The following is a 26,103-nucleotide window of genomic DNA, read 5'->3' as shown; positions in this document are numbered from 1 at the left end:
CCGCGCGATCCAGGCCTGGAATCCGGGAGTCGCCTCCACCGGTTCGCCTTCTGGCCGGCTGGGCACCGGTCCAGTTAACGAAAGGGTGCGGCGGCCGGAAAGTACCGATTCCCGCACGGCTCATCAGCGGGCGTGATAACCGGAGGTCACAGCCACCCGCGGTCGCGCGACAGGGCTCGGGCGCAGGCCAGCACCGAGCCGACCATCGGCGACGGGTCGCCCTCGCGCCAGAGCACCGACCACGGGTACGGCGCGGCCGGCGCCGAGAGCGGCCGCCAGGCCAGCCCGGACGGCTCCGGCAGGCACGAGGCCGGCGCGCAGAGCAGGCAGCGGCCCCGGCGGACCAGGTCGGCGCCGGCGTTCACGCTCTCCACGGTCCCGCGGTAGAACGTCGGCGGGAACCCCACCGACCGGCACAGGTCGGTGATGAACCGGCGCAGGTCGGCGGTCCGGCGTCGTTCCGCCATCAGCAGCGGCTCTCCTTCGAGCCGGCCGACCGGCACCGCGGGCAACTCGGCGAACCGGTGCCCGGGCAGCATCAGCACGCCCATCGGGTCGAGGCGCAGCAGTTCGGCGGCGATGCCGACCGGCGCCATCGTGGCCCGGCCCACCGCCACGTCCAGCACCCCGTCCAGGAGCAGGTCGAACTGTTCCCAGGCGCCCGCCTCGACGGTGTGCACCTCGAGGTCCGGGTGCTGCTCCTCGAGCCGGCGCAGGATGCACGGCATCGACTCGTAGCTGGCGTCGACGATCCCGGCGCGCAGCCGGCGCACCGGCCGGGCGGCCCGTTGCGCGGCGGCCGAGGCCCGGTCGAGGTGCAGCAGGACGCGGCGGGTCTCGGCCAGGAACGCCCGGCCGGCCGGGGTCAGGTGCACGTGGTGGGTGTCCCGCTCGATCAGGACGACGTCCAGCTCGCGTTCCAGCCGTTTCAGGCTCTGACTCAGCCCGGACTGGGCGACCCGTTCCCGGGCGGCGGCCCGGCCGAAATGCAATTCCTCCGCGAGGGCGGCGAACATTTTGAGCTGGCGCAATTCCATGGCGGTACCCCGGGTCCAGCCAAAGCGACGGAGGCACCGGAGCGCTGTCGGGAATCTGACAGGCGAAATGCCAGCAAAAGGTCAGACAACCTGCCAAACGGTGGTCCGGCGGACGTCGACGCTCTCCAGCGCCTTCGAGACCGGTACGTCGTACGTGGCCCGCTTCAGCAGCCCCGTCGGCAGATAGGCCCGGCCCGGGTCACCGACCAGCACCAGCGAGCCCCGGCCGGCCGCCCGGCGCAGGTACGGCAGCACCCGCCCGGCCATCTCCCGGCTGTAGAAGACGTCACCGGCCAGGATCACCCCGTACCGGTCGTCGGTGTCCAGCAGGTCGGCCTCGACGGTGCGCACCTCGACCCGGTTGTCCTCGGCGTTGGCCGCGGCGGCCGCCAGCGACAGCGGGTCGATGTCGTTCGCGGTCACCGGCCGGGCACCTGCCTTCGCCGCGGCGACCGCCACCAGGCCGGAGCCGGTGGCCAGGTCGAGCACGCTGCGCCCGGCGACCAGCTCCGGGTCGTCCAGGATGTGCCGGGCCAGCGCCTGCCCGCCGGCCCAGGCGAACGCCCAGAACGGCGGTGGCTGCTCAGGCCCGGCCGCCTCGGTGGCCTCCCAGAGCGCGATCGGCTCCTCGGCCTGCCGGAGGTCGATCTCCGGGACGAACGGGACCGGTGCGAGCACGGTGTGGGCGCGTACGAACTCGAGGAGCACCAGACGATTGTGCCCTTTCGCTCAGATCCGTGATCCCGGGGCCGATCAGTACGTCGCAGCGGATCGAGGTCGGGGAGGCAGCGGGATGCCCACGCGGTGGCCGGCCGCCCTCTTCGGCGCCTGGATCGTGGTCCTCGGCGTGGTGTTTGGCCTGGAACCCGCCCTGCACGGCTGGCTCTGCCTGATCGGCGGCCTGTCCGCGTCCGGCGCCGTGCTGCTCGGCACGTACCGCAGCCAGCCGGACGACCGGGTGCCGTGGTGGCTGCTCTCCGGCGCGGCCCTGCTCTCCGGGCTCGGTGGCGCGCTCGCCTCGGCGCCCGCGTTCCTCACCCAGTGGCTGGTCTGGCTGGACTCGGCCGGCGTCGCGCTGCTGCTGATCTCCTACCCGGTGCTGGCGTTCGCGCTGGCCGGGTTCGTGGCCCGGCGCACCGGCGCGTCCCGGGACGTGCCCGGTCTGCTCGACGCGCTGATCGTCACGTCCGGGGTGGCGCTGCTGATCTGGACGTTCGTGGTCGGCCCGCAGCTGGACGGCGACTTCAGCGCCGGCGCCGAACTCGCCATGCCGGTCGGTGACCTGCTCTGCCTGGGACTGCTGATCCGGCTGGCCACGGTGCCCGGCCGGCTGGTCGCCTCCGGGTACTGGCTGGGCGCCGGCACCGGCGTGATGCTGATCGCCGACGTGGCCCGGGAGTCCGCGTACGGGCAGCTCGCGCTGTACGCCACCGCCGGGATGGCCGCGCTGATCCCGTCGATGGCCGAGCTGACCCGCCCGTCGGTGGTGCCGGCCGCCGAGACCAGCCGGGGGCGGCTCGCCCTGCTCGCGGTCGCCGCGCTGGCCGCGCCGGCCGTACTGATGGTCAAGCTCTTCCAGGACAGTCAGGTGGCCGGGTTGTTCCTGGTCGCCGCGCTGAGCCTGCTGATGGTGATGCTGGTGCTGGCCCGGATGTCCGGGATCATGACGAGTCACGGGCAGGCGCTGGCCCGGGAGCGGGCGCTGCGCGAGGCCTCCGCGGCGCTGGTCTCGGCGGCCGACGCCGAGGCGGTCGGGCTCGCGGTCCGGACCACGGTGGCCCAGCTGCTGCCCGGCGACGTGCCGCACGGCGTGGTGCTGGCGATCAGCATCGCGCAGCCCGAGCAGCCGGCCCCGGAGGCCGCCGCGCAGGCCGCGGTGGACCGGGCCACCGGCACCTCGGGCCGGGTGGTGCAGACCCGGGACGTGGACTGGGCGGTCTCGGTCCGGCTCACCCAGTTCGCCGAGACGCTGCGCTGCCCGATGGTGCTGCCGGACCGGCCGACCGGCGACCCGCTCGTCGGTGTGCTGCACGTGGGCGCGCCGAGCTGGGCGCTGCGCGAGCTGCAGCGGTCGGTGGAGGTGCTGGCCGGGCAGGTGGCGCTGGCCCTGGAGCGGGTCGCGCTGAGTCACGAGGTGGCCCAGCGCAACAGCGAGATGTACTTCCGGACGCTGATCCTGAACACCGCCGACGTGATCACCATCGTCGATCACGACGACCGGATCCGGTACGCCAGCCCCTCCGCGCTCGGCGTCTTCGGGGCCGACCCGACCGGGGTGCGGGTCACCGACGTGATGCACGAGGGTGACCGGGACCGGCTGGCCGGGGTGCTGGGCGCGGCCCGGGCCGGCGAGTTCGACCAGCAGCAGTTCGACTTCCGGGCGGTGGGTGTCCGGCGTACCGAGTTGCTCCTCGAACTGCACTGCCGTGACCTGCGCGCGGACCCCAGCGTGGCCGGCCTGGTCATCACCATGCGGGACGTCACCGAGCAGCGCAAACTCGAGCGCGAGCTCACCCACCAGGCGTTCCACGACGCGATGACCGGCCTGGCCAACCGGGTGCTCTTCCACGACCGGCTCGAGCACGCCCTGGCCCGGAGCGCCCGGGACGGCTCGGTGGTCGGCGTGCTCTTCATCGACCTGGACGACTTCAAGATCGTCAACGACACGCTCGGCCACGCGATCGGCGACCAGCTGCTGATCGAGGTGGCGCACCGGCTGGCCGCCTCGCTGCGCGCCGACGACACCGCGGCCCGGCTCGGCGGCGACGAGTTCGCCGCGCTGATCGAGAACGCCGACGACCCGGGCGCGGTGGAGGAGACCGCGAACCGGATCCTGGCCGCGCTCGGCACGCCGATCGACACCGACGCCAAGCCGCTGTACGCGATGACCAGCATCGGCATCACCACCACGCTCGAGGCGACCGACTCGGCCGAGCTGCTGCGCCAGGCCGACCTGGCGCTCTACGTGGCCAAGGGCGCCGGCAAGAACCAGTGGCGGCGCTACCAGCGGCACCTGCACGACGAGATGGTGGAGCGCCTGGAGCTGCGCTCGGCGCTGGACCACGCGGTCAACGAGGGCCACTTCCTGCTGCACTACCAGCCGATCGTGGACCTGCCCACCGGCGCGGCGGTCGGCTTCGAGGCACTGGTCCGCTGGCACCACCCGACCCGTGGCGTGATCACCCCGGACCAGTTCATCGAGGTGGCCGAGGAGAGCGGGCTGATCGTGCCGATGGGCCGCTGGGTGCTGGAGGAGGCGCTGCGCACGGTCGCCGACTGGCGGCGGATCCTGGCGCCCGCTCCCGCCCCGTACATGAGCGTGAACGTCTCGGTCCGCCAGTTCCGCGAGCCCGGCTTCGTCGACCAGGTGCGCGCCGCGCTGCACCACACCGGTGTGCCGCCGGAGTCGCTGATGCTGGAGATCACCGAGACGCTGCTGATGAAGGACGACGAGCAGCGGGTCTGGGCCGACCTCGGCACGCTGCGCGAGATGGGCATCCGGATCGCCATCGACGACTTCGGCACCGGCTACTCCTCGCTCGGCTACCTGCGCCAGCGCCCGATCGACGTCGTGAAGATCGACAAGACGTTCATCGACGACATCGTGGTCAGCGCGCAGCCGCTCGCCCTGGTCGGCGGGATCATCAGCCTGGCCCGGTCCCTGCAGATGACGATCGTGGCCGAGGGGATCGAGGACGTGGCCCACCGGGACGTGCTGCTGCAACTGGGCTGTCCGCTCGGCCAGGGTTTCCTGTTCTCCAGTCCGCTCGGCCCCACCGAGGTCCTCGCCTGGATGCGCGCCAGCACGTCGGTCGCCGTCTGACCGGTTGCCGGCTGGCTGTCAGGGGCGCCTCAGACCTTTCGCGACACCCCTGACAACCAGCCGGGCCCACCCGCCGGCCGCCCGGCCCGCTCGGTCAGCCCGGCGACCACCTCGTGCAAGGCGCTCACCGCGTTCGTCCGCGGCCGCCAGCCGAGCTGCTCGGCGGCACGATCGCAGCACATCAACGGCGCCTTCAAGGCCAGCCGGACCCATCCGCGATCGACAGGTTGCAGCCGCAGCAGCCAGCTCAGCGCGGCCGCGCCCTCCAGGGCGAACCCGGGAACCGGCACCGCCACCCCGTGGAACGCCCGGGCCAGCGCCGCCGGATCGAGCACCGGCCCGGCCGCGATGTTGAACGCGCCGCGCACGTCGGCGCGCAGCACCCGCAGGTAGGCGTCGGCCAGGTCGTCCGCGTGCACCGCCTGCAGCCGCAGCCCGGGGTGGGCCGGCAGCACCGGCACCCGGCCGTACCGCAGCAGCCGGGCGGGCACCAGCATGCCGGTCCCGGTCCCGGCGTCCCGCTGAAAGATCAGTCCCGGTCGCAGCCGGACCACGCGCAGCGTCGGGTGATCCGACTCGATCTCGTCGAGCATCCGTTCGACGAGCGCCTTGTGCCGGCTGTAGGACGACTCCGGGATGCCGGTCCGCAGCCAGGTCTCCTTCACGTACGCCCATTTCGGCCCGGGTGCGTACACCCCGGCCGAGGACGCCTGCACCAGCGTGCCGACCCCGGCGCGCAGCACGGCCCGGAACACCGTGCGGCTGCCCAGCACGTTCGCCCGGTACAGCTGCCGGGCGTCGTGGCTCGGCTGGATCTGCCAGGCCAGGTTCACCACCGCGTCCACGCCGGCGAAGATCTGGGTGAGCCGGGCCTGTGCGTCGTCCCGGCCGATGTCGACCGAGTGCCACTCGAGGCCGGCGTGCGGGCTGCCGTCCTCCGGGAGGCGCCGGGCGACCCCGATCGCCTCGACGCCGGGTTCGTTGCGGAGACGGCGCAGCAGCGCGGTACCGGCGTTACCGGTCGCGCCCACGATGACGACACGCATGCTGGACGGCGTACCCGTACCGGCCGCGTCGAATCGGTTTCCCGCCGCCATTCCGGTGTTTCACCGGCTGCGCCGGTCCGGTGGCGACAGGTCGGCCCGGTACCGGCCCGGCGTCACGATTTCCGGTTCGCCTTTAAAATTTCCGGTACGACCCGGGCTGCGCCTTCGATCGTCCCGCCGCCACCGGCGGTGATCCGCTCGGTGGCAGTGCCCGGATGCCGCCGGCGGCCACTTCTACCGGTCATTACGGTTCGCCCGGCGAATTGCCGCCCCGGCGCCGATCCCCGCGCTCCCGCCCCGATCTTGGAGATCATCGGGGATCCTTGTTCCGGCAATGATCGGCGGAATCGGCCCGGATCGGCGGCGCCGGCGAGCGCGGATTGACGCCGATCATCCGCGTCCCATCTCGTGGGCGGGCGTGCTCGGCGTTCTCCGGCGTCAGGATCGTGACCTGCCCTTTCCCCGGTCGCCGTTCCGCGTGGGCGGTGCTTTCCGCCGGCTCGCCGTTCCGTGCGCTTTCCCGGGCGTCCCGTTCCGTGCCGGGCCGCGCCGTGCCGGCTTCCGTTCCGGCCGCCACGATCGTGAGCAGGGCTTTCACTCCGCCGTGGCCTGCTCTTTCACGCGAAACGGCGCCGCCGGGGAGACCCGGTGGCGCCGTTTCACAGCATGCGGTCAATCAGCGCTTGGCGTGGTACGCCTCGACGACGTTGCTCGGGATCCGGCCACGCTCGGAAACGGGGTAGCCGTTCTTGTTGGCCCACTCTCGAATGGCCTGATTCTGGTCACGGCTGGTCCGGCTGGAGGCGGCCGGCGCGGTCCGGCGGGCAACCGTCGGAGTGACGCCGGAACGGCCCAGCCGGGTGGCCGCGGAGAGGAACGGTTCCAGGGCCTTACGCAGCTTGCCGGCGTTCTTCTCGGACAGGTCGATCGTGTAGTTCACGCCGTCGAGTCCGAATTCGACGGTGCGGTCGGCCTCCCCGCCGTCGAGGTCGTCGGTCAGAAGGGTAATTATCTGCTTGGCCATGTTGTGTTCGCTCCTACAGCGATGTCATTCGGGTGACGGCTGTACGCGAGCGAGGGGCATGCCGCGATTAGTCGTCGTCACATTCATTGTGTCGCGCACATGGCACGCATTGCAAATTGCCTCTCTTGGCATGTCGCAATTCCTCTGCGCATCCGTCCGGGAGCGGAGGGTGGTCGGCGCTGCTCGTAATGGGTCGCCGCAGACCCTTTTCGAACTCGTGAATGTGCGGTAACGTCGCAGCTGGGAGCGCTCCCAGGCCTTCAGGAGACTCGATGAGACGCGCTGTCCGGGTTCTTGCACTGTCCACCCTGGTGGCGTTCGTGATCGCCACCGCGGTGGCGACCGCACGCCCCGTCCCGCCGGACACCGTCCCGGCGCCCACTCAGCCCGCGGCTGAGGGTACCCGCACCGGCCCCTGATCCGGTGCCCCTGAATTCGAGCCGCCTCGTCGCCGATTCTCCGGTGCCGGGGCGGCTCGCCCCAACTCCCCGCCCCGCGCCGCGCCGCCCCGCGCCGCCCCGCTCGCGGGCCCGCGAGCCCGCGCCGGATCCGCAGACCGGGCCCCGGATCCGCAGACCGGGCCCCGGGTCAGATCAGGAGGCCGCCGGTGGCGCGGATGTTCTGGCCGGTGATCCAGCCGGAGTCCGGACCGGCCAGGAAGGCGACCACCGCCGCCACGTCCTCCGGCTGACCGAGCCGGCCGAGCGCGGTGAAGTCCGCGGTCGCCGCGATCGCCTCCGGTGAGTTCACGCCGCGGAGCATGTCGGTGTCGGTGGCACCCGGTGAGACCGTGTTCGCGGTGATGCCGCGCGGGCCGAACTCCTTCGCCGCCACTGCGGTGACCTGCTCCAATGCCGCTTTGCTGGCGCAGTAGAGGACCATCCCGGGCCCGGCGACCACGGTGTTCAGCGTGGACACGTTGACGATGCGCCCGCCGTCGCGCAGCAGCGGGCCGGCCGCCTGGACCGCGAGCAGCGGGAACTTCGCGTTGATCGTCATCACCCGGTCGAAGGCCGCCGGGGTGACCTCGGCGATCGTGGTGTGGTCGGCGACCCCGGCGTTGTTGACCAGGATGTCCAGTCCGTCCCGGACCGGTTCGAGGATCGCCGGGAGGGTGGCCGGGTCGGCCTGGTCGCAGCGGACCGCGACGGCGTCATCGAGTTCGGCGACCAGGCTGTCCGCGGCATCCCGGTCGGAGTGGTAGGTGAAGACGACCCGGGCGCCGTCCGCGGCCAGGCGGCGGACGATGGCCCGCCCGATGCCGCGCGAGCCTCCGGTCACCAGTGCGGTCTTTCCGGTGAGAGTCATAGCGAGGACGCTAGCCGCGCGGCGAGGGTCAGTGGGGGCGGAGAGCGGCCGGGGCGTGTGCCGGCACCGCGGGGGAGTGCGGCGCGATCGGTGCCACCCGCCGGTACGCCGCGCCCAGCGCGGGCCGCACGTCCGGCTCGCCCTTGTTCGGCCACAGCGCGATGGCCCGCTCCGCGAGTGCCGTGATCGTCAGTGACGGGTTCACCCCGAGGTTGGCCGGGACCGCGGACCCGTCCACCACGTGCAGGCCGGGGTAGCCGAACACCCGGTGGTACCCGTCCACCACGCCACTGTCCGCGGACTCGCCGATCGTCGCGCCGCCCAGGATGTGCGCGGTCATCGGGATGTTGAAGATGTCCCCGACAGTGCCGCCCGGGAAGCCGTCGATCCGGTCGGCGATCCGGCGCACCGCGTCGTGACCGGCCGGGATCCAGGTCGGGTTCGGGTCACCGTGGCCGGGGCGGGTGGTTAGCCGGCCGCGCCTGGTCCGTCGTACCGTCAAGGAATTGTCCAAAGTCTGCATGACCAGCGCGATGATGGTCCGTTCACTCCACCGGCGCACCGAGATCGAGTAGGCCAGCACCATCGGGTGACGCACGCAGTTCCAGAGGAATCGGAGCGGGCGCGGCATCCGGCCGCCGCCGTCCACCAGCAGCGTGGAGAGCAGACCCATGGCATTGCTGCCCGGACCGTAGCGGACCGGCTCGATGTGGGTGGTGGGGTCCGGGTGGAACGACGAGGTGATCGCCACCCCGGTGGAGAACGGCTGGGCCGGCACCTTCTTGGTCTCCGCGCCGAGCAGCGCCTCCGAGTTGGTCCGGGTGAGCGAACCCAGCCGATCGGAGAGGTGGGGCAGCACGCCGGTGTCCCGCATCGCGTGCAGCAGCCGCTGGGTGCCGAGCGCGCCGGCCGAGAGGATCACCTGATCGGCGGTGAACGTGCCGGCACGTGTCTCGATCCGCCAGCCGTCGCCGGCCGGCCGCAGCGCGGTGACCTCGGTGTCCGGGTGCACGGTGGCGCCCTTGCTCTCGGCGAGGTAGAGGTAGTTGACGTCGAGCCGGTTCTTCGCGCCGACCCGGCACCCGATCATGCAGTTGCCGCACTCGGTGCAGCCGGTCCGGTCCGGGCCGGCCCCGCCGAAATACGGGTCCGGCACGGTTTTCCCCGGCTCACCGAAGAAAACCCCCACCGGGGTACGCCGGAACGTGTCCCCGACGCCCATGTCCTCGGCCACCTGCTTGATCACCACGTCGGAGGGCGTCATCGTCGGTTGTTCGGTCACGCCGAGCATCCGGGACGCCTGGTCGTAGTGCGGGGCCAGCTCCTGCGCCCAGTCGGTGATCCCGGCCCAGTGCGGGTCGGCGAAGAACGGGGCGGGCGGCTGGTAGAGCGTGTTGGCGTACACCAGCGAGCCGCCGCCGACCCCGGCCGCGGACAGCACCATGATGTCCTTGAGCAGGGTGATCCGCTGGATCCCGCGCAGACCGAACTTCGGCGCCCAGAGGAAACTCCGCAGGTCCCATGACGTCTTCGGCAGCGTGTCGGGGGTGAAGCGGCGACCGGCCTCGAGCACACCGACCCGGTAGCCCTTCTCGGTCAGGCGCAACGCGCTGACACTGCCGCCGAAGCCGCTGCCCACGATCACGATGTCGTAATGCGTCATCGCTTCACCTAAGCATTACCGGCCGGTAACCACCAGGGGCGGTTTTCTACCGCCGGTAGATCGTCATCGAGTACCCGACCTGGTCGATCGGCGTGCTGCTGTCCAGCAACGGCTTGAGCCGGGGGCTGGCGAGCGCGACCCGGGAGTCGGAGACCACCAGGATGCCGTGCACCTGCTCGAACGGGACCGCGTAGGGATTCGCGGCGTTGATGCCGTAATAGGCGGGAACTCCGCTGCCCTTGTAGATCAGCCAGATCTTCTCGCCGGCGTAGTCGGTCTTGAGCTTCTGCGACAACCGGGCCAGGTCCTGACCCCAGTCGACGTTGGAGTCGTGCAGGTTGAGATGGGTGTTCGCGGTCCCACCGAAGGCCTCGTTCGAGTACGGCAGGTAATACGGGAACGTCCGCAGCGAGCTGACCGCGACGGTCAGCGCCAGGACCGCGGCGACCGGGAGCACCCAGCGGATTCTGATCAGGGTGACGGAGGCCGCCGCGACGGACAGGAAGAGCGGCAGGAAGATCGCGTAGCGGGTGCCGTAGTCCCGGGAGCCGGTCATCGCGACGAGCAGCAGCAGGGCCGAGACCGGCAGCAGGTAGACCGCGGCCGCCCGGACCCGGGGAACGAACAGCATGGTGACCGCGCCGGCCGCCCAGAGCACGAGCATGCCCAGCGGCGTCTTGATCAGCAGCGCGACCGGCAGGTAGTACCAGAGGTTGCCCCGGTAGGCCTCGCCGAGCAGGAAGCCGTTGAAGGTCTGCCGCTCGAACTTGAACTGGATCAGCATGCCGTCCCGGTAGGCCTGCGGGAACGGCAGCCAGTCGACGGCCAGGCCCTTCAGCCCGTCCGGGTGCGGCAGGCGCGGCGGGGTGGTCCAGCGCAGGTGCGGATCGACGACCAGGTAGACGACCCAGACCACAGCGACCGCGATCAGTCCGGTTCCGATCAGCGCCCCGGCACTGAACAGCAGCCGCCGCGTGACCGTTTTCGCCGGGGGCGCGGCCGCTGCTTCCGGATCGGGCGCCGCTTCCGCGCCGGCCGCTTCGAGCCCGGTTGCGGCAGGCTGCGCACGTTGCGCATGCCACATGGACCAGGCCGCCACAAGGACCAGCAGGGGTACGGCCACGAGCGTGTTCGCCCGGGTCGCCAGGGCCGCACCGAGTGCCACCCCGGCCAGCGGCAGGTAGCGCCACGGCCGCTCCCGTCCCCGCCAGGCCAGCCAGAACGCGGTCAGCAGCATCCCGGCGGCCGGCACGTCCAGCGTGGCCAGCGACCCGTGCGCGATCACGTCCGGTGAGAACGCGTACAGCGCCAGCGCCACCAGCCCGCCGGCCGGCCCGGTCAGGTCCCGGGCGAAGACCAGCACCACCAGCCCGAACAGCAGCGTGAGCAGGATGATCGGCAGCCGGGCGGCGAACAGCAGCCGGAACGGGTTGTTGCCGCTCTCGTAGAGCAGATGCCGCCCGAGCGCGCTCTGACTGCCCGGGTACGCCGGATCCAGCTCGTTCGTGCCGCTGAACAGCAGCCCGGTCGCCATGATCAGCTTGCCGAGCGGCGGGTGCTCCGGGTTGTACCGCAGGCTGTGCTGCTGGGTGTAGACGGCGGCGGTGGCCACGTAGACCGGCTCGTCGATGGTCGGCGTCTGCTGCCGTGCCGTGGTCACCATGGCGAACGCCATCTGCCCCAGCATCGCGACGACGGCGAGCAGATACATCAGGCGGCGGCGCGGCATCGGGCAAAGATAGCCGGGCGATCAGCCGCTGAACTCGCCCGGTGGGGTGGCAGTGACGTCGGCGTGCTTGGCCACCTCGGCGGCGCGCAACTCCACCCGCCGGATCTTGCCGGAGATCGTCTTGGGCAGCTCGGCGAACTCCAGCCGGCGGATCCGTGCGTACGGCGGCATGTGCTCCCGGGCGTGCGCGAAGATCGCCGCCGCGGTCGTCTCGTCCGCCGCCCACCCGTCGGCGAGCAGCACGTACGCCTTCGGCACGGCCAGCCGCACCGGGTCGGGCGACGGCACCACGGCGGCCTCCACCACGGCCTCGTGCTCGATCAGCACGCTCTCCAACTCGAACGGCGAGATCCGGTAGTCGGACGCCTTGAACACGTCGTCGGTGCGACCCACGTACGTGATGTAGCCGTCGTCGTCCCGGGAGGCGACGTCACCGGTGTGGTAGAAACCGCCGGCCATCCGCTCGGCGGTCAGCTCCGGGTCACCGTGGTAGCCGACCATCAGCCCGACCGGCCGCGGCTCCATGGCCACGCAGATCTCGCCCTCGGCCGCCTCGGCGCCGGTGACCGGGTCGAGCAGCGCGATCCGGAAGCCCGGCACCGGCCGTCCCATCGAACCGGGCTTCACCGGCTGGCCGGGACTGTTGGCGATCTGCACGGACGTCTCGGTCTGCCCGAAACCGTCCCGGATCGTCACACCCCACTGCGCCGCGACCTGTTCGATCACCTCGGGGTTGAGCGGTTCGCCGGCGCCGACCGCGACCCGGGGCGGCGTCTTCAGCTCGGTCAGGTCGGCCTGGATCAGCATCCGCCAGACGGTCGGCGGCGCGCAGAAGCTGGTCACCCCGCAGCGCTGCATCTCGGCCATCAGCCGGCTCGGCTCGAACCGGGTGTAGTTGTAGATGAACACGCAGGCCTGCGCGTTCCACGGGGCGAAGACGTTGCTCCAGGCGTGCTTGGCCCAGCCCGGCGACGAGATGTTCAGGTGCACGTCGCCGGGGCGCAGCCCGATCCAGTACATCGTCGAGAGGTGCCCCACCGGGTACGACACGTGGGTGTGCTCGACCAGCTTGGGCTGTGCCGTGGTGCCGGAGGTGAAGTAGAGCAGCAGCGTGTCCCCGGCCCCGGTGACGTCGTCCGGGGTGAAGTGCGGGCTCGACGTGTAGGCCGTACGAAAATCGCGCCAGCCATCGGCCGCGCCCACCGCGATCCTGGTGATGTCCGCATCCACCTGGTCGAACTTGTCGGTCGCGCCGGCCATCGCGATCACGTGCCGGGCGCCGCCCCGGGCCACCCGGGCGGCGGCGTCGGCCGGCCCGAGCAGCGGAGTGGCCGGGATCAGCACCGCGCCCAGCTTGATCCCGGCGAGCACGGTCTCCCAGAGCTCGACCTGGTTGCCGAGCATCACCACGATCCGGTCGCCGCGGCGCACGCCCTGGTCACGCAGCCAGCCGGCCACCCGGCTGGACCGCTCGGACATCTCGGCGAACGAGACGCGCTGTTCGGTCCCGTCCTCCTCGACGATCCAGAGCGCGGGGGCGTCGTTGTCCCGGGCGATCACGTCGAACCAGTCGAGGGCCCAGTTGAACCGCTCGAGCCGGGGCCAGGCGAAGTCCCGGTAGGCGGTGTCGTAGTCGTCGCGATGGTCGAGCAGGAAGTCCCGTGCCTGGCGGAAAACGGTGTGCGCCTCGGTCTCGACCATGTCTGCCATTCTGCGCCGCACCGGGGAACGAGGGAACGCCCCGGCGGAAAACCGCCGGGGCGCTCGAGGAACGGGTGGGTGACGCGTCAGAGCGCGGTGGGGACCTGGCCCTGCTGGTACGCGTCGTACTTCTCCTGGGCGGCCGCGAGCTTCGCCGGGTACGCCGTGGTGGTCCGGTACAGCTTGTAGATCAGGAAGAACTCGAAGGCGAGCATGGCCGCGCCGGCGAAGACCGTGATCGAGAAGATCAGGCCGGTCAGCGGGGCCAGGATGTAGACGAACATCTCGTACTCGATGCCGCTGAACAGGTGGGTCCGGATCCGGTTGCGCTTGAGGTAAGCGCCGACCCGGCTCTTCAGCGACTTCGGCCGCGCCGCCGCGATGGTGGCGGCCACGTTGGTGTCGGTGGTCTCCTCGGCCGCCTCGTCACCGGGCTCGGACATGTCCTGTGCCGGCTCCGGGCTCAGCTCGACCGGGTACTTCAGCGAGTTGAGCTTGTCGGTCATGCCCCGGCGGACCTTGGAGACCTGGCTGCCGTTCAGGTACCGGATCAGGTCCAGGAAGATGGCCACGGACATCAGCCAGAGGTACTTCACGTCGTGGTGCTGGGCGTACTGGCCACCGAACAGCGTGATCGCGCAGAAGAAGACCCGCACCCGGTCGAGCACGAAGTCCAGCCACTGCCCGAAGACGGTGCCGGTGCCGTTCAACCGGGCGATCTTGCCGTCCATGCAGTCGACCACGAAGCTCAGGTGGAACAGCACCGCACCGACGATCAGCCACTGCTGGTCACCCTGTGCAAAGCTGACCATGGAGCCGACGCCGATGATGGTCGCGATCAGAGTCAGAACGTTCGGTGTGATCCACCGATATGGCGCCACGAGCAGCACCAGCCGGGACGCCAGCGGGTCGACCAGAAGCACGGTCCACCACGCGTCGATCGGCTTGTAGGTGCGCTCCCGGATTTCCTGCAAGGTCACCTTCACGCGCGGCACTCTAAACCTTAATCCTAAGAGAACGCCATGTGACCCCCAGGTGTTCCGAAACGCCTACTACCTGGGGTAACACGTCGGGCGTAGATCAGTAATCGATTGTTTCAACAGGATACCGACATGGTTGCGAACCTGCCCGGTCGGCGCGGCGTACGGACTTCGCACGCCGCGGATAAGGATTTTTCGCCTCAGCCGTGCTCGCGCAGACCCAGCCGGGCGTGCAGGGCCTTGAGCGGTCGCGGCGCCCACCAGTTCCACTGCCCGGCCAGCCGCATGAACGCCGGCACCAGCACCGGGCGGACCAGCAGCGCGTCCAGGATGATCGCCAGCGCGGCGCAGAGGCCGAAGAACTGGATCAGGGAAACCCCGGACGAGACCATCGCCAGGAACGACACCGACAGGATGCCGGCCGCCGCGCTGATCACCCGGACGCTGCTGGACATCCCCTCGACCACCGCGGTGTGCAGGTCGGCGCCCTGCTCGTGCCGCTCGATCACCCGGGACAGCACGAACACCTCGTAGTCCATCGACAGCCCGAACGCCACGCAGAACAGCAGCACCGGGATGGCCACCGCGAGCGGCGCCCCGGTCTGCCCGAGCACGTCGGAGAAGTGGCCGTCCTGGAAGATCCAGACCGCCACCCCGAACACCGCGCTCATCGTCAGGGTGTTCAGCAGCAGCGCCTTGATCGGCAGCAGCACGCTGCCGGTCAGCAGGAAGAGCAGCAGGAACGTGCTGACCGCGATCAGCACCGCGGCGATCGGCAGGCGGGACCCGATCGACCCGGTGATGTCCACCAGCTGCGCGGCCGGGCCGGTGACCAGCACCGGGACCCGGTTCGGCACCGGTACCGCGCGGATCGCCCGGGCCAGGCCGGCGCCGGCGTCCGAATACGGCTCCACCTCGCTGAGCACCGAGAACCAGGTCGCGTCGCCGGCCACGAAGCGCGAGTCCGGACGGCCGGCGGCGACCACGATCGAGCCGCGCTGGTACGTGCCGACCATGCTGTCCACCCGGGTCACGCCGGGCACGCCGGAGAGCCGGGCGGCGTAGTCGGCGACCCGGGTCCGTGCGTCGGTGGCGCCGCCCCAGTGCTCGGCGACCACCACGGTGGCCCCGCTGCCGGTGTCGGCGAACTGCGTGCGGACCGCGTCGGCCACGATCCGGCTCTCCGCCGTCCGGGGCAGCACCCGGTCGTCGGCCACGCCGAAGCGCACATGCCCGAACGGCAGCGCCAGGAACGCCAGGATCAGGATCACCGGCGCCGCGGTGAGCACCGGCCGGCGCAGCACGAACGCGGCGAACCGGCCCCAGAACGCCGGCTTCTCCGGGCGGGGCCGCCACAGCGCCCACTTGTCGATCCGGTGCCCGAGCAGGGCGAGCAGGGCCGGCAGCACCAGCAGCGCGGCGCCGACCGTTGTCACCACCACGGCGATGCCGGCGTACGCGAACGACCGCAAAAAGTACTGCGGGAAGACCAGCAGGCTGCACAGCGCGACCGCGACCGTGGCGGCGCTGAAGACGATCGTCCGCCCGGCCGTCCGCATGGTGCCGGCCAGTGCCGTCTCGGTGCCGGTGCCCCGCTGCTCGCGGTACCGGGAGACGAACAGCAGGCTGTAGTCGACCGCCAGGCCCAGCCCCAGCGCGGTGGCCATGTTGACCGAGAACACCGACACGTCGGTGATCGCCGCCAGCAGCCGCAGCGTGCCGAGCGTGCTGACGATCGAGAAGATGCCGATCAGCAGCGGCGCCCCGGCCGCGCCGACCGTGCCGAAGACCAGCAGCAGGAGCACCAGGGTGATCGGGATGGCGATCGTCTCGGCGGTGGCCAGGTCTGCGGTGACCTGCTCGTTGATGTCGTTGTTGATCTGGGTGAAGCCGCCGAACGAGACCCGGACCGGGCCGTCGTCGCGGGCCAGCTCGTCGTGCAGCACGGCGACCCGGTCCGCACTGCGGTCCTCGTCGCCGTCCACGTGGACCAGCAGCATGCCCTGGTCGCGGGCCCGGCTGGCGAGCTGCGGCAACCGGTCGACCCAGTACGACCCGGCAACTGTCACCCCGTCGGCGCCGGCCAGCCGCCGGGTGACCCGGTTCGCGACGGTCCGGACGTCCGGGTCGTCGACGCTCCCGCCGGGTTTGGCGATGAGCACCACCAGGTTCGGGTCCGCGGCGCGGAAGTGCTCGGCCAGTACCTGCCGGCCGCGTACCGAGTCCGAGGCCGGATCGTCGAAGCCGCCGGTCTTCAGCGCGCCGACCACGTCGGTGCTGAACGCCACCGCCACGCAGGCCAGCAACAGCGCGATGATCAGGACGAATGTGGGACGGCGGGCGACGAGCCGGACGACCGGACCGGCCGAGGGGCCGGGCCCCGGGCCGGGGACGACCGGATGGTCGTCCCCGGCCCGGGGCGGCTGTCGTGTCACAGAGGTCATGTCAGGTTGAACGCTCTCAGGCCGGTTGCGGCACGCGGGTGGGGTCGAGGTGCCGGGCCAGCAGATCCACCGTCGTCTCGATCTCCTCGTCGGTGTGCTCGGCGGTGATGAAGAACCGCAGCCGGGCCAGTCGCTCCTTCACCGCCGGATACATGATCGGGTTCACACTGACGCCGTTCTTGAACAGCGTGTCGGCCAGCCGCAGCGCCAGCATCGAGTCGCCGGTGATGGCCGGGATGACCGGCGTGCCGTCACTCGGACCGGTGTCGATCCCGGCCCGCTTGGCCAGCCGCAGGAAGGTGGCCGACCGGTCCTTCAGGACGGTCAGCCGCTGCGGCTCCTCGCGCAGGATGTGCAGGGCGGCGAGCGCGGCGGCCGCGTTCGCCGGGCTCATCCCGGCGCTGAAGATGAACCCCGGCAGGGTGTACCGCAGGTACTCGATCAGCTCGTGCCGGCCGGCGATGTACCCGCCGCAGCTGGCCAGGGACTTGGACAGGGTGCCCATCCAGATGTCCACGTCGCCGCGGTCCACGCCAAAGTGCTCGCCGACACCGCCGCCGCGGGCGCCGAGCACGCCGATGCTGTGCGCCTCGTCCACCATCAGCAGCGCGCCGTGCTTCTTCTTCAGCGCGATCAGGGCGGGCAGGTCGCAGATGTCGCCGTCCATGCTGTAGACGCCCTCGACGATGATCAGCACCCGGCGGTACCGGTCGCGGATCCGGGTCAGCAGCGCGTCCAGGGCGGCGAGGTCCTGGTGCGGGAACGGCTGGCGGTTGGCGCCGGAGAGCCGGCAGCCCTGCAGGATGCTGTCGTGCGCGAGCGCGTCGTGCACGATCAGGTCCTCCGGGCCGACCATGTGCCCGATGATGCCGACGTTCGTGGAGTGCCCGCCGAGCAGCGAGATCGCGTCCTCGGCGCCGACCAGGGCGGCCAGCCCGCGGTCGAGTTCGTCGTGCAGCGCCCGGTTGCCGGACAGGATACGGGCGGCGGAGACCGAGGAGCCGTACCGCTCGACCGCCTCGGTCACCGCGTAGTTGACCATCGGGTGCCCGGACAGGCCCAGGTAGTTGTAGCTGGAGAAGGAGATCAGCTGGCGGCCCTGGACCGAGGTCCGGTTGTTGATCACGCTGTCGTGCTGGATGTAGTACGGGTTGGCGACACCGACCCGCTCCAGGATCGCGCCGCGCGACTCGAACTGCACCACCTCGGGCAGCTTGGTCACGTCGGCCACCTCGGCCCGGCGGGAGTCCGCCCGGTGGACCAGGGCCTGCGGTTCCGGCACCGGTTCCGCGGCGGGCGCCGCCGCCGGGACGGCGGGGACGCCGCCACCCAGGGCCTGGGTGAGCAGCTGGGTGAGCTCGCCCACCGTGGCGATCCCGAACACCTGCTCGGGGGCCAGGTCCAGGTCGGTCCAGCGCCGCTTGGCCGCGGCGATCAGCTCGGCCGTCATGATCGAGTCGAAGCCCAGGTCGGTGGCGAACGTCTGCTCCGGCCGGACCATGTCCGCCGGATACGCGCTGATCTTGCCGACCATCGCGGCGACCTCGGCGAACACCTGCTTGTCGGCGATCTTCGGGGCCGGCTTCTGCGCCGGGACCGCGGGCCGGGCGACCGGCACGGGTGCGGGTGGTGCCACCGGCGTGTCCCGCACCGCCGGCGCGGCGGGAAGGGCCGGACGGCTCGGCGCCGCCGGGGCGGCCAGCAGGACGGACGGCTCGGCGCCGATGTCGCGCAGGACAGCGAGCTGCTCCCGCAGCAGGGAGATGACGTCGTTCACGGGAATCTGCTCTCCGTTCCGGGTAACGGCGGCCGGCGACGCTTCGCGTGCCGGAATTTCAGCGCGTTCTTCTTGGGTACCGACAAATCGGGCCGGTGGGTTCTTCGGCGCGGCCGTACGCCGGATCGAGTAGTGCTGAGTGGCCAGCGGCGAGGGCGGCAGCGTGACCAGCGGTACGCCCAGGCCCTCGAACAGCGGCGTGAGGTCCACCGGCACACCGGCCACGGCGAGCCGGCCCAGGCCCTCGAGCAGGGCGTAGCCGTCGTCCGGCTCGGCCGGCATCAGCGCGATCGAGTCCAGCCCGCGTGCCGACGGGGTCTGCGCGGCCATCCCGAGCAGCGCGTCCCCGGCCGAGACCTGCACCAGGATCTTCGCGCCGGACTGGATCGCCACGTCGACGGCGTCCCGGAACAGCACCGGCGCCGAACCCTGCCGGCTCCACAGCGCCCGCAACGTCTCCGGGTCGGCCTGGGCCGCCGGGTCCACGCTGGAGATCAGCGTCCGGATCGGCTTGCGCACCGGCAGCTGCGCCACGTGCTCGGCCACCCGGGTGTCGACCTCGGACATCAGCGGCGAGTGGAACGCGTGCGACACCCGCAGCGGCGCCACCGGGACGTCCCGGGACCGGCACCGCTCGACCAGCTTGTCGACCGAGGCCTGGTGCCCGCTGGCGACGATCTGGGTCGGGTGGTTGTAACAGCCCGCCCAGACCCCCTCGATCCCGGTGCGCAGCTGCTCGAAGCCGGCCGCGTCGATCCGGACCGCGGCCATCGTGCCCTTCGCGGGCTCCTTGCCGGTGGTCACCGCGGCGCCCCGCTCGATCAGGAACTCGATGCCGTCGTCCGGGGTCAGCGCCCCGGCCGCGACCGCCGCGGCCATCTCGCCCACGCTGTGCCCGAGGGTCACCTGCGGGGTCACCCCGAGGTCGGCGAGCAGCTGGGTCATCCCGATCCCGGCCACACCGAGCCCGGGCTGGGAGATCCGGGTCGCGGTGACCTGCTCCTCGGCGCCCGGGCCGGGCGTGTCGCAGAGCAGGTCGGTGACCGGCGTGCCGGTGCGCTCGTCGACCCGGTCGGCGAGCGGCCGGACGTGCTCGGCCAGCGCCGGGAACCGGGCGACCAGGTCGCGCAGCACCCCGGGGCGCAGCGAGCCCTGACCGGGGTAGAGGAACGCCAGCGAGCGCTGCTCGGGGGCGAGCGGGGTGAGGCTCGCGTACAGGCCCGCGGCGAGCCGGCCGATCGCGCCGGCGATCAGTTCCCGGGCCGCGGTGGCGAGCCGTTCGGACAGCTCGGCCCGGGTGCGGCACATCACCGCGATCCGGGCGGGCAGCATCGTACGGCTGGCCATGGTCCGGGCGACCGCGGCCGGGGTCATCCCCGGGTCCGCGGCGACCAGGCCGGCCAGCCGTTGCGCGTGCGAGGCGAGCAGCTCGCCGTTGTCCGCGGAGAGCAGCACCACCCACGGGCGGTTGCCGTCGGCGTCGTCGCCGTCGTCCTCCGGCCCCGGTGCCTCGCTCAGCACCGCGTGCACGTTGGTGCCGCCGAACCCGAACGAACTGACCCCGGCCCGTCGCCGGTCGTCGGCCGGCTGCGGCCACGCGGTCGGCTCGCCGGCGATCGTCAGGCCCGCCTCGGCCAGCGGCAGATCGGTGTTCGTCTCGATGGCCGGCTGCGGCGGGACGGTGCGGTGGTGCAGCGCGAGCGCGGTCCGCAGCACACCGGCGGCGCCGGCGGCGGGCAGCGTGTGCCCGATGGTCGCCTTGCCGGAGGAGAGGTAGCAGGGCCGGTCCGCGGACTTGACCCGCAGCCGGCGGATCGCCTCCAGCTCGACCTTGTCACCGACCGTGGTGCCGGTGCCGTGCGCCTCCAGGAAGTCGATCGCACCCGGTTCCACCCGCGCGTCCCGGTAGGCCGCCCGCATCGCGGCCTCCTGACCCTCCGCCCGCGGCGTCATCGGCCCGGCGCCCTTGCCGTCGTTGGCGGTGCCGATGCCGTTGATGACCGCGTAGATCCGGTCGCCCGCCTCCAGGGCGTCGTCCAGCGGCCGCAGCACGGCGAGCGAGCCGCCCTCGCCGAGCACGAAGCCGTCGGCCCGTGCGTCGAACGGCCGGCACACCCCGGACGGCGACAGCGCGCCCACCCGGGAGAAGCCGACGAGTCCGTTCGGGGTGAGGTTGAGGAACACCCCGCCGACCAGCGCGGCGCTGCACGACCCGGTCCGCAGGTGGTTGATCGCCTCGTGCAGCGCGACGAGTGCCGACGAGCACGCGGCGTCCACCGAGAACGACGGGCCGCCCAGGTCGAGCAGCTCGCTGACGGTGGCCGGCGCCATGTTGAGCAGCGAACCGGCCATCGAGAACGACTGCGGCGGATCGATCGCCGCGGCAGCCGCCTCGGCGATCGCGGCGAGCAGCCCGGGGTCCTTGGCGTGCTCGGACAGCGAGCCGTCGGCCAGCATGCTCGCGGTGAGCCGGGCCCCGGTCATGTCCTTGTAGTCGGCGGTGCTCAGCCCGACGAAGACACCGGTGGTGGCCCGGTCGAACGGCCGGCGCTCCCAGCCCGCGTCCTGAACCGCCTCGCGGGCGAGGTCGACGAGGAGCCGGTGTTGCGGGTCCATGGCCTTGGCACGCCGCGGTGGGATGCGGTGGTGCAGGGCCGCGAACTTCTCGACCTCGTCGAGGAAAGCTACCCGGTCGGTGTACGTGGAATGGGTGTCACGGAAATTCGTGGAATAGAATGTCTCGTGATTCCAACGAGTCGACGGTACGGGCCGAAATTGATGAGCGGCGGCCAGCGAGTTCGACCAGAACTCGACCACGTCGCGCGCCCCCGGAAAACGGCAGGATAGGCCGACGATGGCAATGTCCAATGAAGTTCCCCATGCTTGCGTGCCAGATGGTCCGCCGGGTGGTGGCGGGGAAAGCGCGGAACATACCGATGGAAGATCGTCGGCTGGTGCGCTTTGTGAGCAGAGGCTAACGCACGATGGGCGTTTTGCATGGAAGCCGCGACGGCGTTTTCACGAGACCTGTCGAGACTTTCCTAGAATAGATCATGACGGCGCGAAACCGTGTGATCTTCCCCTCCGGATCACCCTTTCGGGGCGACCGCGTGTCGCGATCTCCGATTTATTTCGTTGAGTAAACCGCAGGTCGGAGCGTGGTCCGGGTAGATCTTGTCACCCGGAGGTGTGTCGCTTTTGGGAAAAACCTACCTTTCGCCTAGCTTTGTGCCCCATGAAGCTCATGACCGTGCGACGGCTGGCTGCGGCCGTAACACTGGCCGGCATTGCCGCCGCCAGCCCCGCTCAGGCGGCACCCGCCCCGAAGACCTCTCCGATCCGGATGAACGCAACCGCGTACTACGGCACGCTCGATGTGATCGCGCGTGAGACCCTCGGCCTGAAGGCCCACTTCACCACCTGGGACGGACGGCCGGTGGCCAACCTGCCGATCCAGTTCACCACCACCGGTGAGCGCTTCCCGCTGTGCGAGGCGACCACCGACTTCGGTGGCTGGGCCGAGTGCAAGAACGGGCCGGTCCCGCCGCCCGTCTCGCTGGCGAACCTGCTGGTCAACGGCTACGACGCCGTCTGGCTGGGCAACCGCCGGTTCGCTCCGGTGAGCGCGCACAACAACATCGGTATCGGCTGACACTGACGTTCTAGACCGGCCGGGCGCTCCCACCGCGTACCGGAAGGGTTGGGGCTGCGGCCGTGGGGTGCGCGACAAGCGCGCCCCCGGCCGCCCTGATTTTCTAGGACCGCAGGTCCGCGCCGACCTCGTGCAGGTGGCGCAGTGCCTGCCGATACGACTCGATCAAACCGGTCTCCTGGTAGGACACCCCGATCTCGGCGCAGTAGTCGCGCACGATCGGCTGTGCCTTCCGCAGGTTGGGCGTCGGCATCGCCGGGAACAGGTGATGCTCGATCTGATAGTTCAGGCCGCCCAGCGCCGCGTCCACGAAGCGCCCACCGCGCACGTTCCGCGACGTCAGCACCTGCTTGCGCAGGAAGTCCTCGTCACCGGCCGGATGCGGCATGCCCTTGTGGTTGGGCGCGAACGTCATGCCCAGGTAGACCCCGAACAGCGCCTGGTGCACCACCAGGAACGCGAGCGCCTGCAGCGGGCTGAGCACCAGCAGCAGCGCCGCGGCGTACCCGATCAGGTGCGTGCCGAGCAGCGCCCACTCCGTGCCGCGCCGTTTGACGGTGCCGTCGAGCAGCGCCCGGACACTGTCGCGTTTCAGCGAGATCCCGAGCAGGGTGAGCAGGGGGAAGAAGAACCAGGCCTGGTGCTTGACCAGGAAACCCTTGCCGCGGGCCGCCTCGCGGGACCAGACCAGCACCCCCGGCCCGACATCCGGATCCAGGTCGTCGTGGTTCGGGTTGGCGTGGTGCTTGGTGTGCTTGTCCATCCAGTACCCGTAGGACATCCCGATCGCCAGGTTGCCGGCGAGCCGGCCGGCCCGGGCGCTGGGCTGGTTGGTGCGGAACACCTGCCGGTGCGCGAGATCGTGGGCGACCAGCGCCATCTGGGTGTGTGCCACGGCCAGGAAGACCGCCACGGCCAGGGTCCACCAGGACGCGCCGACCAGGAAGAACGCCGCCCACCCGGCGATCAGGGCGAGGGTGACAAGGCTCAGGCGCACCGCGTAGTAGCCCGGCCGTCTGCGCAGGAGTCCGGCCGCGTTGATCCGGCGGTTGAGCTCCGCGAAATCACTTCCGGCCGTGCGCGGCCGTTCGGCAGTCGTCGTCATCACACCAGCCAACCGGTCCGGGCGGCTCCGGTCAGCAGTGCTGGCCTCCTATTCGGGGGTAGTGCCAGCACTACCGACAAGCGTGCGCGGAGTGGGCAGGATGGAGTCATGGACTCGCGTGACTGGATCCGCGACGGGCTCCGGGCCGTGCTCGGCGGGCTGATCGCCATCCCGCTGGCCGTGCTGAACCTGCCGCTCTTCGTGCTCTCCCTGGTCACCCTGTTGCTGAGCGTGGTGCCCGGGCTCGGCATGGTGCTGTTCCCGCTGGTCACCAAGCTGGTCCGGCTGCGCGCCGACCTGGCCCGCCGGATCGCGGCCGGGTCCGGCGTGGTGATCACGCGGCCCTATCGCCCGCGCCCGGCGGCCGTGCTCGGCGGCTGGCGGCACTTCCGATGGCTGCTCACCGACCCGGCCACCTGGCGCGACCTCGCCTGGCTGGTGCCCGGTGCGCTGACCGGCGTGGTGCTCGGCGTGCTCACCCTGGCCATCCCGCTCTACGGCCTGGAGGGCGTGCTGCTCATCCCACTGTGGATCTGGCTCGGCACCGGGTGGTACGGCTACGGTGCGATCTGGCCGTTCGACACCGTCGGCGACGCGTTCCTCTCCCTGCCGCAGGGCGCGCTGATCCTCTCCGTCGGCGTGGCCGGCGCGCCGTGGCTGCGCTGGTTCGACGCGCGCTTCGCCCACCTGTTCCTCGGACCGACCCGCAACGCCGAGCTGCGCCTGCGGGTCAGTCAGCTCACCGTCACCCGGGCCGACACCGTCGACGCGCAGGCCGCCGAGCTGCGCCGGATCGAGCGCGACCTGCACGACGGCGCCCAGGTGCGGCTGGTCTCGCTCGGCATGACGATCGGCCTGGCCGAGGAGATGGTCGAGACCGATCCGGCCGGCGCCCGCAAACTGCTCACCGAGGCCCGGGAGACCAGCACCGCCGCGCTGGCCGACCTGCGGCACGTGGTCCGCGGGATCCACCCGCCGGTGCTCGCCGAGCGCGGTCTGGACGGCGCGGTCCGCGCCCTGGTGATGGCCCTGCCGATCTCGGCCACCGTGGAGACCGCGCTGCCCGGCCGCCTGGAGACCCCGGTCGAGTCCGCGGCGTATTTCGCGGTCGCCGAGGCGCTGGCCAACACCACCCGGCACAGTGCCGCGCAGAACGCCCAGGTCGAGCTGTGGCACACCGGATCGACGCTGGTCATGCGGATCAGCGACGACGGCCGGGGTGGTGCCGACCCGGCCACCGGCACCGGCCTGCGAGGTATCGAGCGCCGTCTTGCCGCGTTCGATGGCACGATGAGCCTGTCCAGCCCGCGGGGCGGACCGACCGTCGTGACCATGGAGGTGCCTTGCGCGTCGTCCTCGCCGAAGACCACGCCCTCCTCCGGGACGGCCTGACCCGACTGTTGACCGCGCACGGCTGCCAGGTGGTGGCGGCCGTCGACAACGGACCCGCGCTGCTGCCCGCCCTCGTCGAGCACCGCCCAGATGTGGCCGTCGTCGACGTCCGGCTGCCACCGACCTTCACCGACGAGGGCTTGCAGGCCGCGATCGCCGCCCGCGTCGAGATCCCCGGCATGCCGGTGCTGGTGCTCAGCCAGCACGTCGAACCGCTCTACGCCCGCGAGTTGCTCTCCGACCGCACCGGCGGCGTCGGCTATCTGCTGAAGGACCGGGTCTCGCACGTCGCCCAGTTCGTCGACGCGGTCCGCCGCGTGGCAGGCGGCGGCACCGCCATGGACCCCGAGGTGGTCTACCAGCTGCTGGCCCGCCGCCAGTCCCCGCTCTCCGCGCTCACCGGCCGCGAACGCGAGGTGCTCACCCTGATGGCCGAGGGCCGCTCCAACGGCGCGATCGCCGCCAAACTCTTCGTCGGGGAGAAAGCCGTCAGCAAACACATCAACAGCATCTTCACCAAACTCGACCTCCCCCCGTCCGACGACGACAACCGCCGCGTCCTGGCCGTCCTCACCTACCTGAACGCCTGACCCCGCGCCACTTCCGGCAGGCGGTCCGGTCCCGCTTCACCCTTTTCCGGTACGACCGATCCAGCCCCGGACGCAACCACCCCTCCGTGGCTGACCCGCAAGGCCCAGTCCACTCCCAACCGCCCCACGCCCGCCGGGGCGTATCCGCGGGTCTTGGGCCCCGCCGTTTCGCACCCACAAGGGCCGTGAGGTCCAGCCGAGGAGTGCCGGGCTGGCCGTGGCGGCCGTGGCGGCCGTGGGGGCCAGCTTGGGGGTGCCGGGCTGGTTGTGACGGCCCTTATGGGTGGGCTGTGGGGGCCGTGAGGGCCAGCTGGGGGGTGCCGCAATGTCGCTCAGCCCTATTTTGATCTCGGCGGGGCCTTGCGGTCTTGGAGTGGTTCCCGATGTGTTCGGGTGCAGGTGGTAGGCGTGTCGTTACGGGCCGTCGCTCGGTGTTGCTGTAACGGTCAGCGTGGGTGATCGATGCCGGTGGGGCGGTGGAAGTCCGCGCTCGGCGCCGGCGGGGCGGCCGGAGTCCTCGTTCGGCATCGGCGGGGCGGCCGGAGTCCTCGTTCGGCATCGGTGGGGCGGTGACAGTCCGAGCTCCGCGGCGAAGGGGCGGCAGGGGTCCGCGCTCGGCACTGAGGGGCGGCAGGGGTCCGCGCTCGGCACTGAAGGAGCGGTAGCCGTCCGCGTTCGGCACTGAGGGGGCGGCAGGGGTCCGCGTTCGGCATCGGTGGGGCGGCAGGGGTCCGCGGTGGGTCGGGTTCGGGGGCGGTGGCGGTCCGCGGTCGGGTGGTGCGTGCGGCTACCGCCCCCAGGTGGGCGGTAGCGGCACGCGATCTGGCAATGC

19 protein-coding genes are annotated in these 26,103 nt (G+C 71.4%); 5 read left to right on the top strand and 14 right to left on the bottom strand.

Going from position 1 to position 26,103, the window contains the following annotated elements; translation table 11 throughout:
* Positions 1–146 precede the first annotated feature (146 nt).
* Complete coding sequence (locus Apa02nite_RS08510) at positions 147–1,037, bottom strand: LysR family transcriptional regulator (protein ID WP_203824570.1); 891 nt, start codon at positions 1,035–1,037, stop codon at positions 147–149.
* Between the two features lie 81 nt (positions 1,038–1,118).
* The gene (locus Apa02nite_RS08505; RefSeq protein ID WP_203824569.1) at positions 1,119–1,745 is read right to left on the bottom strand and encodes a class I SAM-dependent methyltransferase; all 627 of its coding nucleotides are present in this window, start codon (positions 1,743–1,745) and stop codon (positions 1,119–1,121) included.
* A gap of 85 nt (positions 1,746–1,830) precedes the next feature.
* Here Apa02nite_RS08505 and Apa02nite_RS08500 point away from each other — a divergent pair, with 85 nt between their 5' ends.
* The gene (locus Apa02nite_RS08500; protein ID WP_203824568.1) at positions 1,831–4,860 is read left to right on the top strand and encodes a putative bifunctional diguanylate cyclase/phosphodiesterase; all 3,030 of its coding nucleotides are present in this window, start codon (positions 1,831–1,833) and stop codon (positions 4,858–4,860) included.
* A 29-nt stretch (positions 4,861–4,889) separates the two neighbouring features.
* Here the strand turns inward: Apa02nite_RS08500 and Apa02nite_RS08495 are convergent, their stop codons facing one another.
* From Apa02nite_RS08495 to Apa02nite_RS08480, 4 genes are all read right to left on the bottom strand, one after another.
* Positions 4,890–5,906 (bottom strand): NAD-dependent epimerase/dehydratase family protein, encoded by a 1,017-nt coding sequence (locus Apa02nite_RS08495; protein WP_203824567.1) that lies wholly within the window; start codon positions 5,904–5,906, stop codon positions 4,890–4,892.
* A gap of 113 nt (positions 5,907–6,019) precedes the next feature.
* Positions 6,020–6,220, bottom strand: coding sequence for a hypothetical protein (locus Apa02nite_RS08490; protein WP_203824566.1), 201 nt, complete (start codon positions 6,218–6,220; stop codon positions 6,020–6,022).
* Positions 6,217–6,504, bottom strand: a complete 288-nt coding sequence (locus Apa02nite_RS08485) for a hypothetical protein (protein WP_203824565.1) — start codon at positions 6,502–6,504, stop codon at positions 6,217–6,219. The genes Apa02nite_RS08490 and Apa02nite_RS08485 overlap by 4 nt, the downstream gene beginning before the upstream one ends.
* 78 nt (positions 6,505–6,582) lie before the next feature.
* Positions 6,583–6,930, bottom strand: coding sequence for a histone-like nucleoid-structuring protein Lsr2 (locus Apa02nite_RS08480; protein ID WP_067689694.1), 348 nt, complete (start codon positions 6,928–6,930; stop codon positions 6,583–6,585).
* 272 nt (positions 6,931–7,202) lie between these two features.
* Here Apa02nite_RS08480 and Apa02nite_RS08475 point away from each other — a divergent pair, with 272 nt between their 5' ends.
* On the top strand, positions 7,203–7,349 hold the full coding sequence (locus tag Apa02nite_RS08475) for a hypothetical protein (RefSeq protein ID WP_203824564.1): 147 nt from the start codon (positions 7,203–7,205) through the stop codon (positions 7,347–7,349).
* 169 nt (positions 7,350–7,518) lie between these two features.
* Here the strand turns inward: Apa02nite_RS08475 and Apa02nite_RS08470 are convergent, their stop codons facing one another.
* The 7 genes from Apa02nite_RS08470 to Apa02nite_RS08440 form a co-directional block, all read right to left on the bottom strand.
* A complete protein-coding gene (locus Apa02nite_RS08470; protein ID WP_067689699.1) occupies positions 7,519–8,238 on the bottom strand; it encodes an SDR family oxidoreductase in 720 nt (239 codons plus the stop codon).
* Between the two features lie 28 nt (positions 8,239–8,266).
* Positions 8,267–9,901: a GMC oxidoreductase gene (locus Apa02nite_RS08465; RefSeq protein ID WP_203824563.1), complete on the bottom strand. Its 1,635-nt coding sequence runs from the start codon at positions 9,899–9,901 to the stop codon at positions 8,267–8,269.
* A 46-nt stretch (positions 9,902–9,947) separates the two neighbouring features.
* Complete coding sequence (locus Apa02nite_RS08460; RefSeq protein WP_203824562.1) at positions 9,948–11,630, bottom strand: glycosyltransferase family 39 protein; 1,683 nt, start codon at positions 11,628–11,630, stop codon at positions 9,948–9,950.
* Between the two features lie 21 nt (positions 11,631–11,651).
* Positions 11,652–13,331, bottom strand: a complete 1,680-nt coding sequence (locus tag Apa02nite_RS08455) for an AMP-binding protein (protein WP_239164197.1) — start codon at positions 13,329–13,331, stop codon at positions 11,652–11,654.
* Between the two features lie 86 nt (positions 13,332–13,417).
* A complete protein-coding gene (locus Apa02nite_RS08450) occupies positions 13,418–14,317 on the bottom strand; it encodes a CDP-alcohol phosphatidyltransferase family protein (protein WP_203824560.1) in 900 nt (299 codons plus the stop codon).
* 194 nt (positions 14,318–14,511) lie between these two features.
* Complete coding sequence (locus Apa02nite_RS08445) at positions 14,512–16,755, bottom strand: MMPL family transporter (RefSeq protein ID WP_203824559.1); 2,244 nt, start codon at positions 16,753–16,755, stop codon at positions 14,512–14,514.
* Between the two features lie 16 nt (positions 16,756–16,771).
* Positions 16,772–21,400: a type I polyketide synthase gene (locus Apa02nite_RS08440; protein ID WP_275412443.1), complete on the bottom strand. Its 4,629-nt coding sequence runs from the start codon at positions 21,398–21,400 to the stop codon at positions 16,772–16,774.
* A 367-nt stretch (positions 21,401–21,767) separates the two neighbouring features.
* On the opposite strand from Apa02nite_RS08440, the gene Apa02nite_RS08435 reads away from it, so the two are divergent.
* On the top strand, positions 21,768–22,184 hold the full coding sequence (locus Apa02nite_RS08435) for a hypothetical protein (protein WP_067689725.1): 417 nt from the start codon (positions 21,768–21,770) through the stop codon (positions 22,182–22,184).
* A 103-nt stretch (positions 22,185–22,287) separates the two neighbouring features.
* Here the strand turns inward: Apa02nite_RS08435 and Apa02nite_RS08430 are convergent, their stop codons facing one another.
* Positions 22,288–23,289 carry a fatty acid desaturase family protein gene (locus tag Apa02nite_RS08430; protein ID WP_203824558.1) on the bottom strand — a complete coding sequence of 334 codons (1,002 nt, stop codon included), beginning with the start codon at positions 23,287–23,289 and terminating at the stop codon, positions 22,288–22,290.
* A 108-nt stretch (positions 23,290–23,397) separates the two neighbouring features.
* On the opposite strand from Apa02nite_RS08430, the gene Apa02nite_RS08425 reads away from it, so the two are divergent.
* Positions 23,398–24,681 carry a sensor histidine kinase gene (locus tag Apa02nite_RS08425; protein WP_203824557.1) on the top strand — a complete coding sequence of 428 codons (1,284 nt, stop codon included), beginning with the start codon at positions 23,398–23,400 and terminating at the stop codon, positions 24,679–24,681.
* Positions 24,633–25,271, top strand: a complete 639-nt coding sequence (locus Apa02nite_RS08420) for a response regulator (RefSeq protein ID WP_203824556.1) — start codon at positions 24,633–24,635, stop codon at positions 25,269–25,271. Before Apa02nite_RS08425 ends, Apa02nite_RS08420 begins: the two co-directional genes overlap by 49 nt.
* The last annotated feature ends 832 nt before the right edge of the window (positions 25,272–26,103 follow it).

The sequence above is a fragment of the Actinoplanes palleronii genome, assembly GCF_016862315.1.
Classification (GTDB): domain Bacteria; phylum Actinomycetota; class Actinomycetes; order Mycobacteriales; family Micromonosporaceae; genus Actinoplanes; species Actinoplanes palleronii.
Note: the sequence above shows the minus strand (reverse complement) of the source record. Positions and strands in the feature narration are given on the sequence as shown.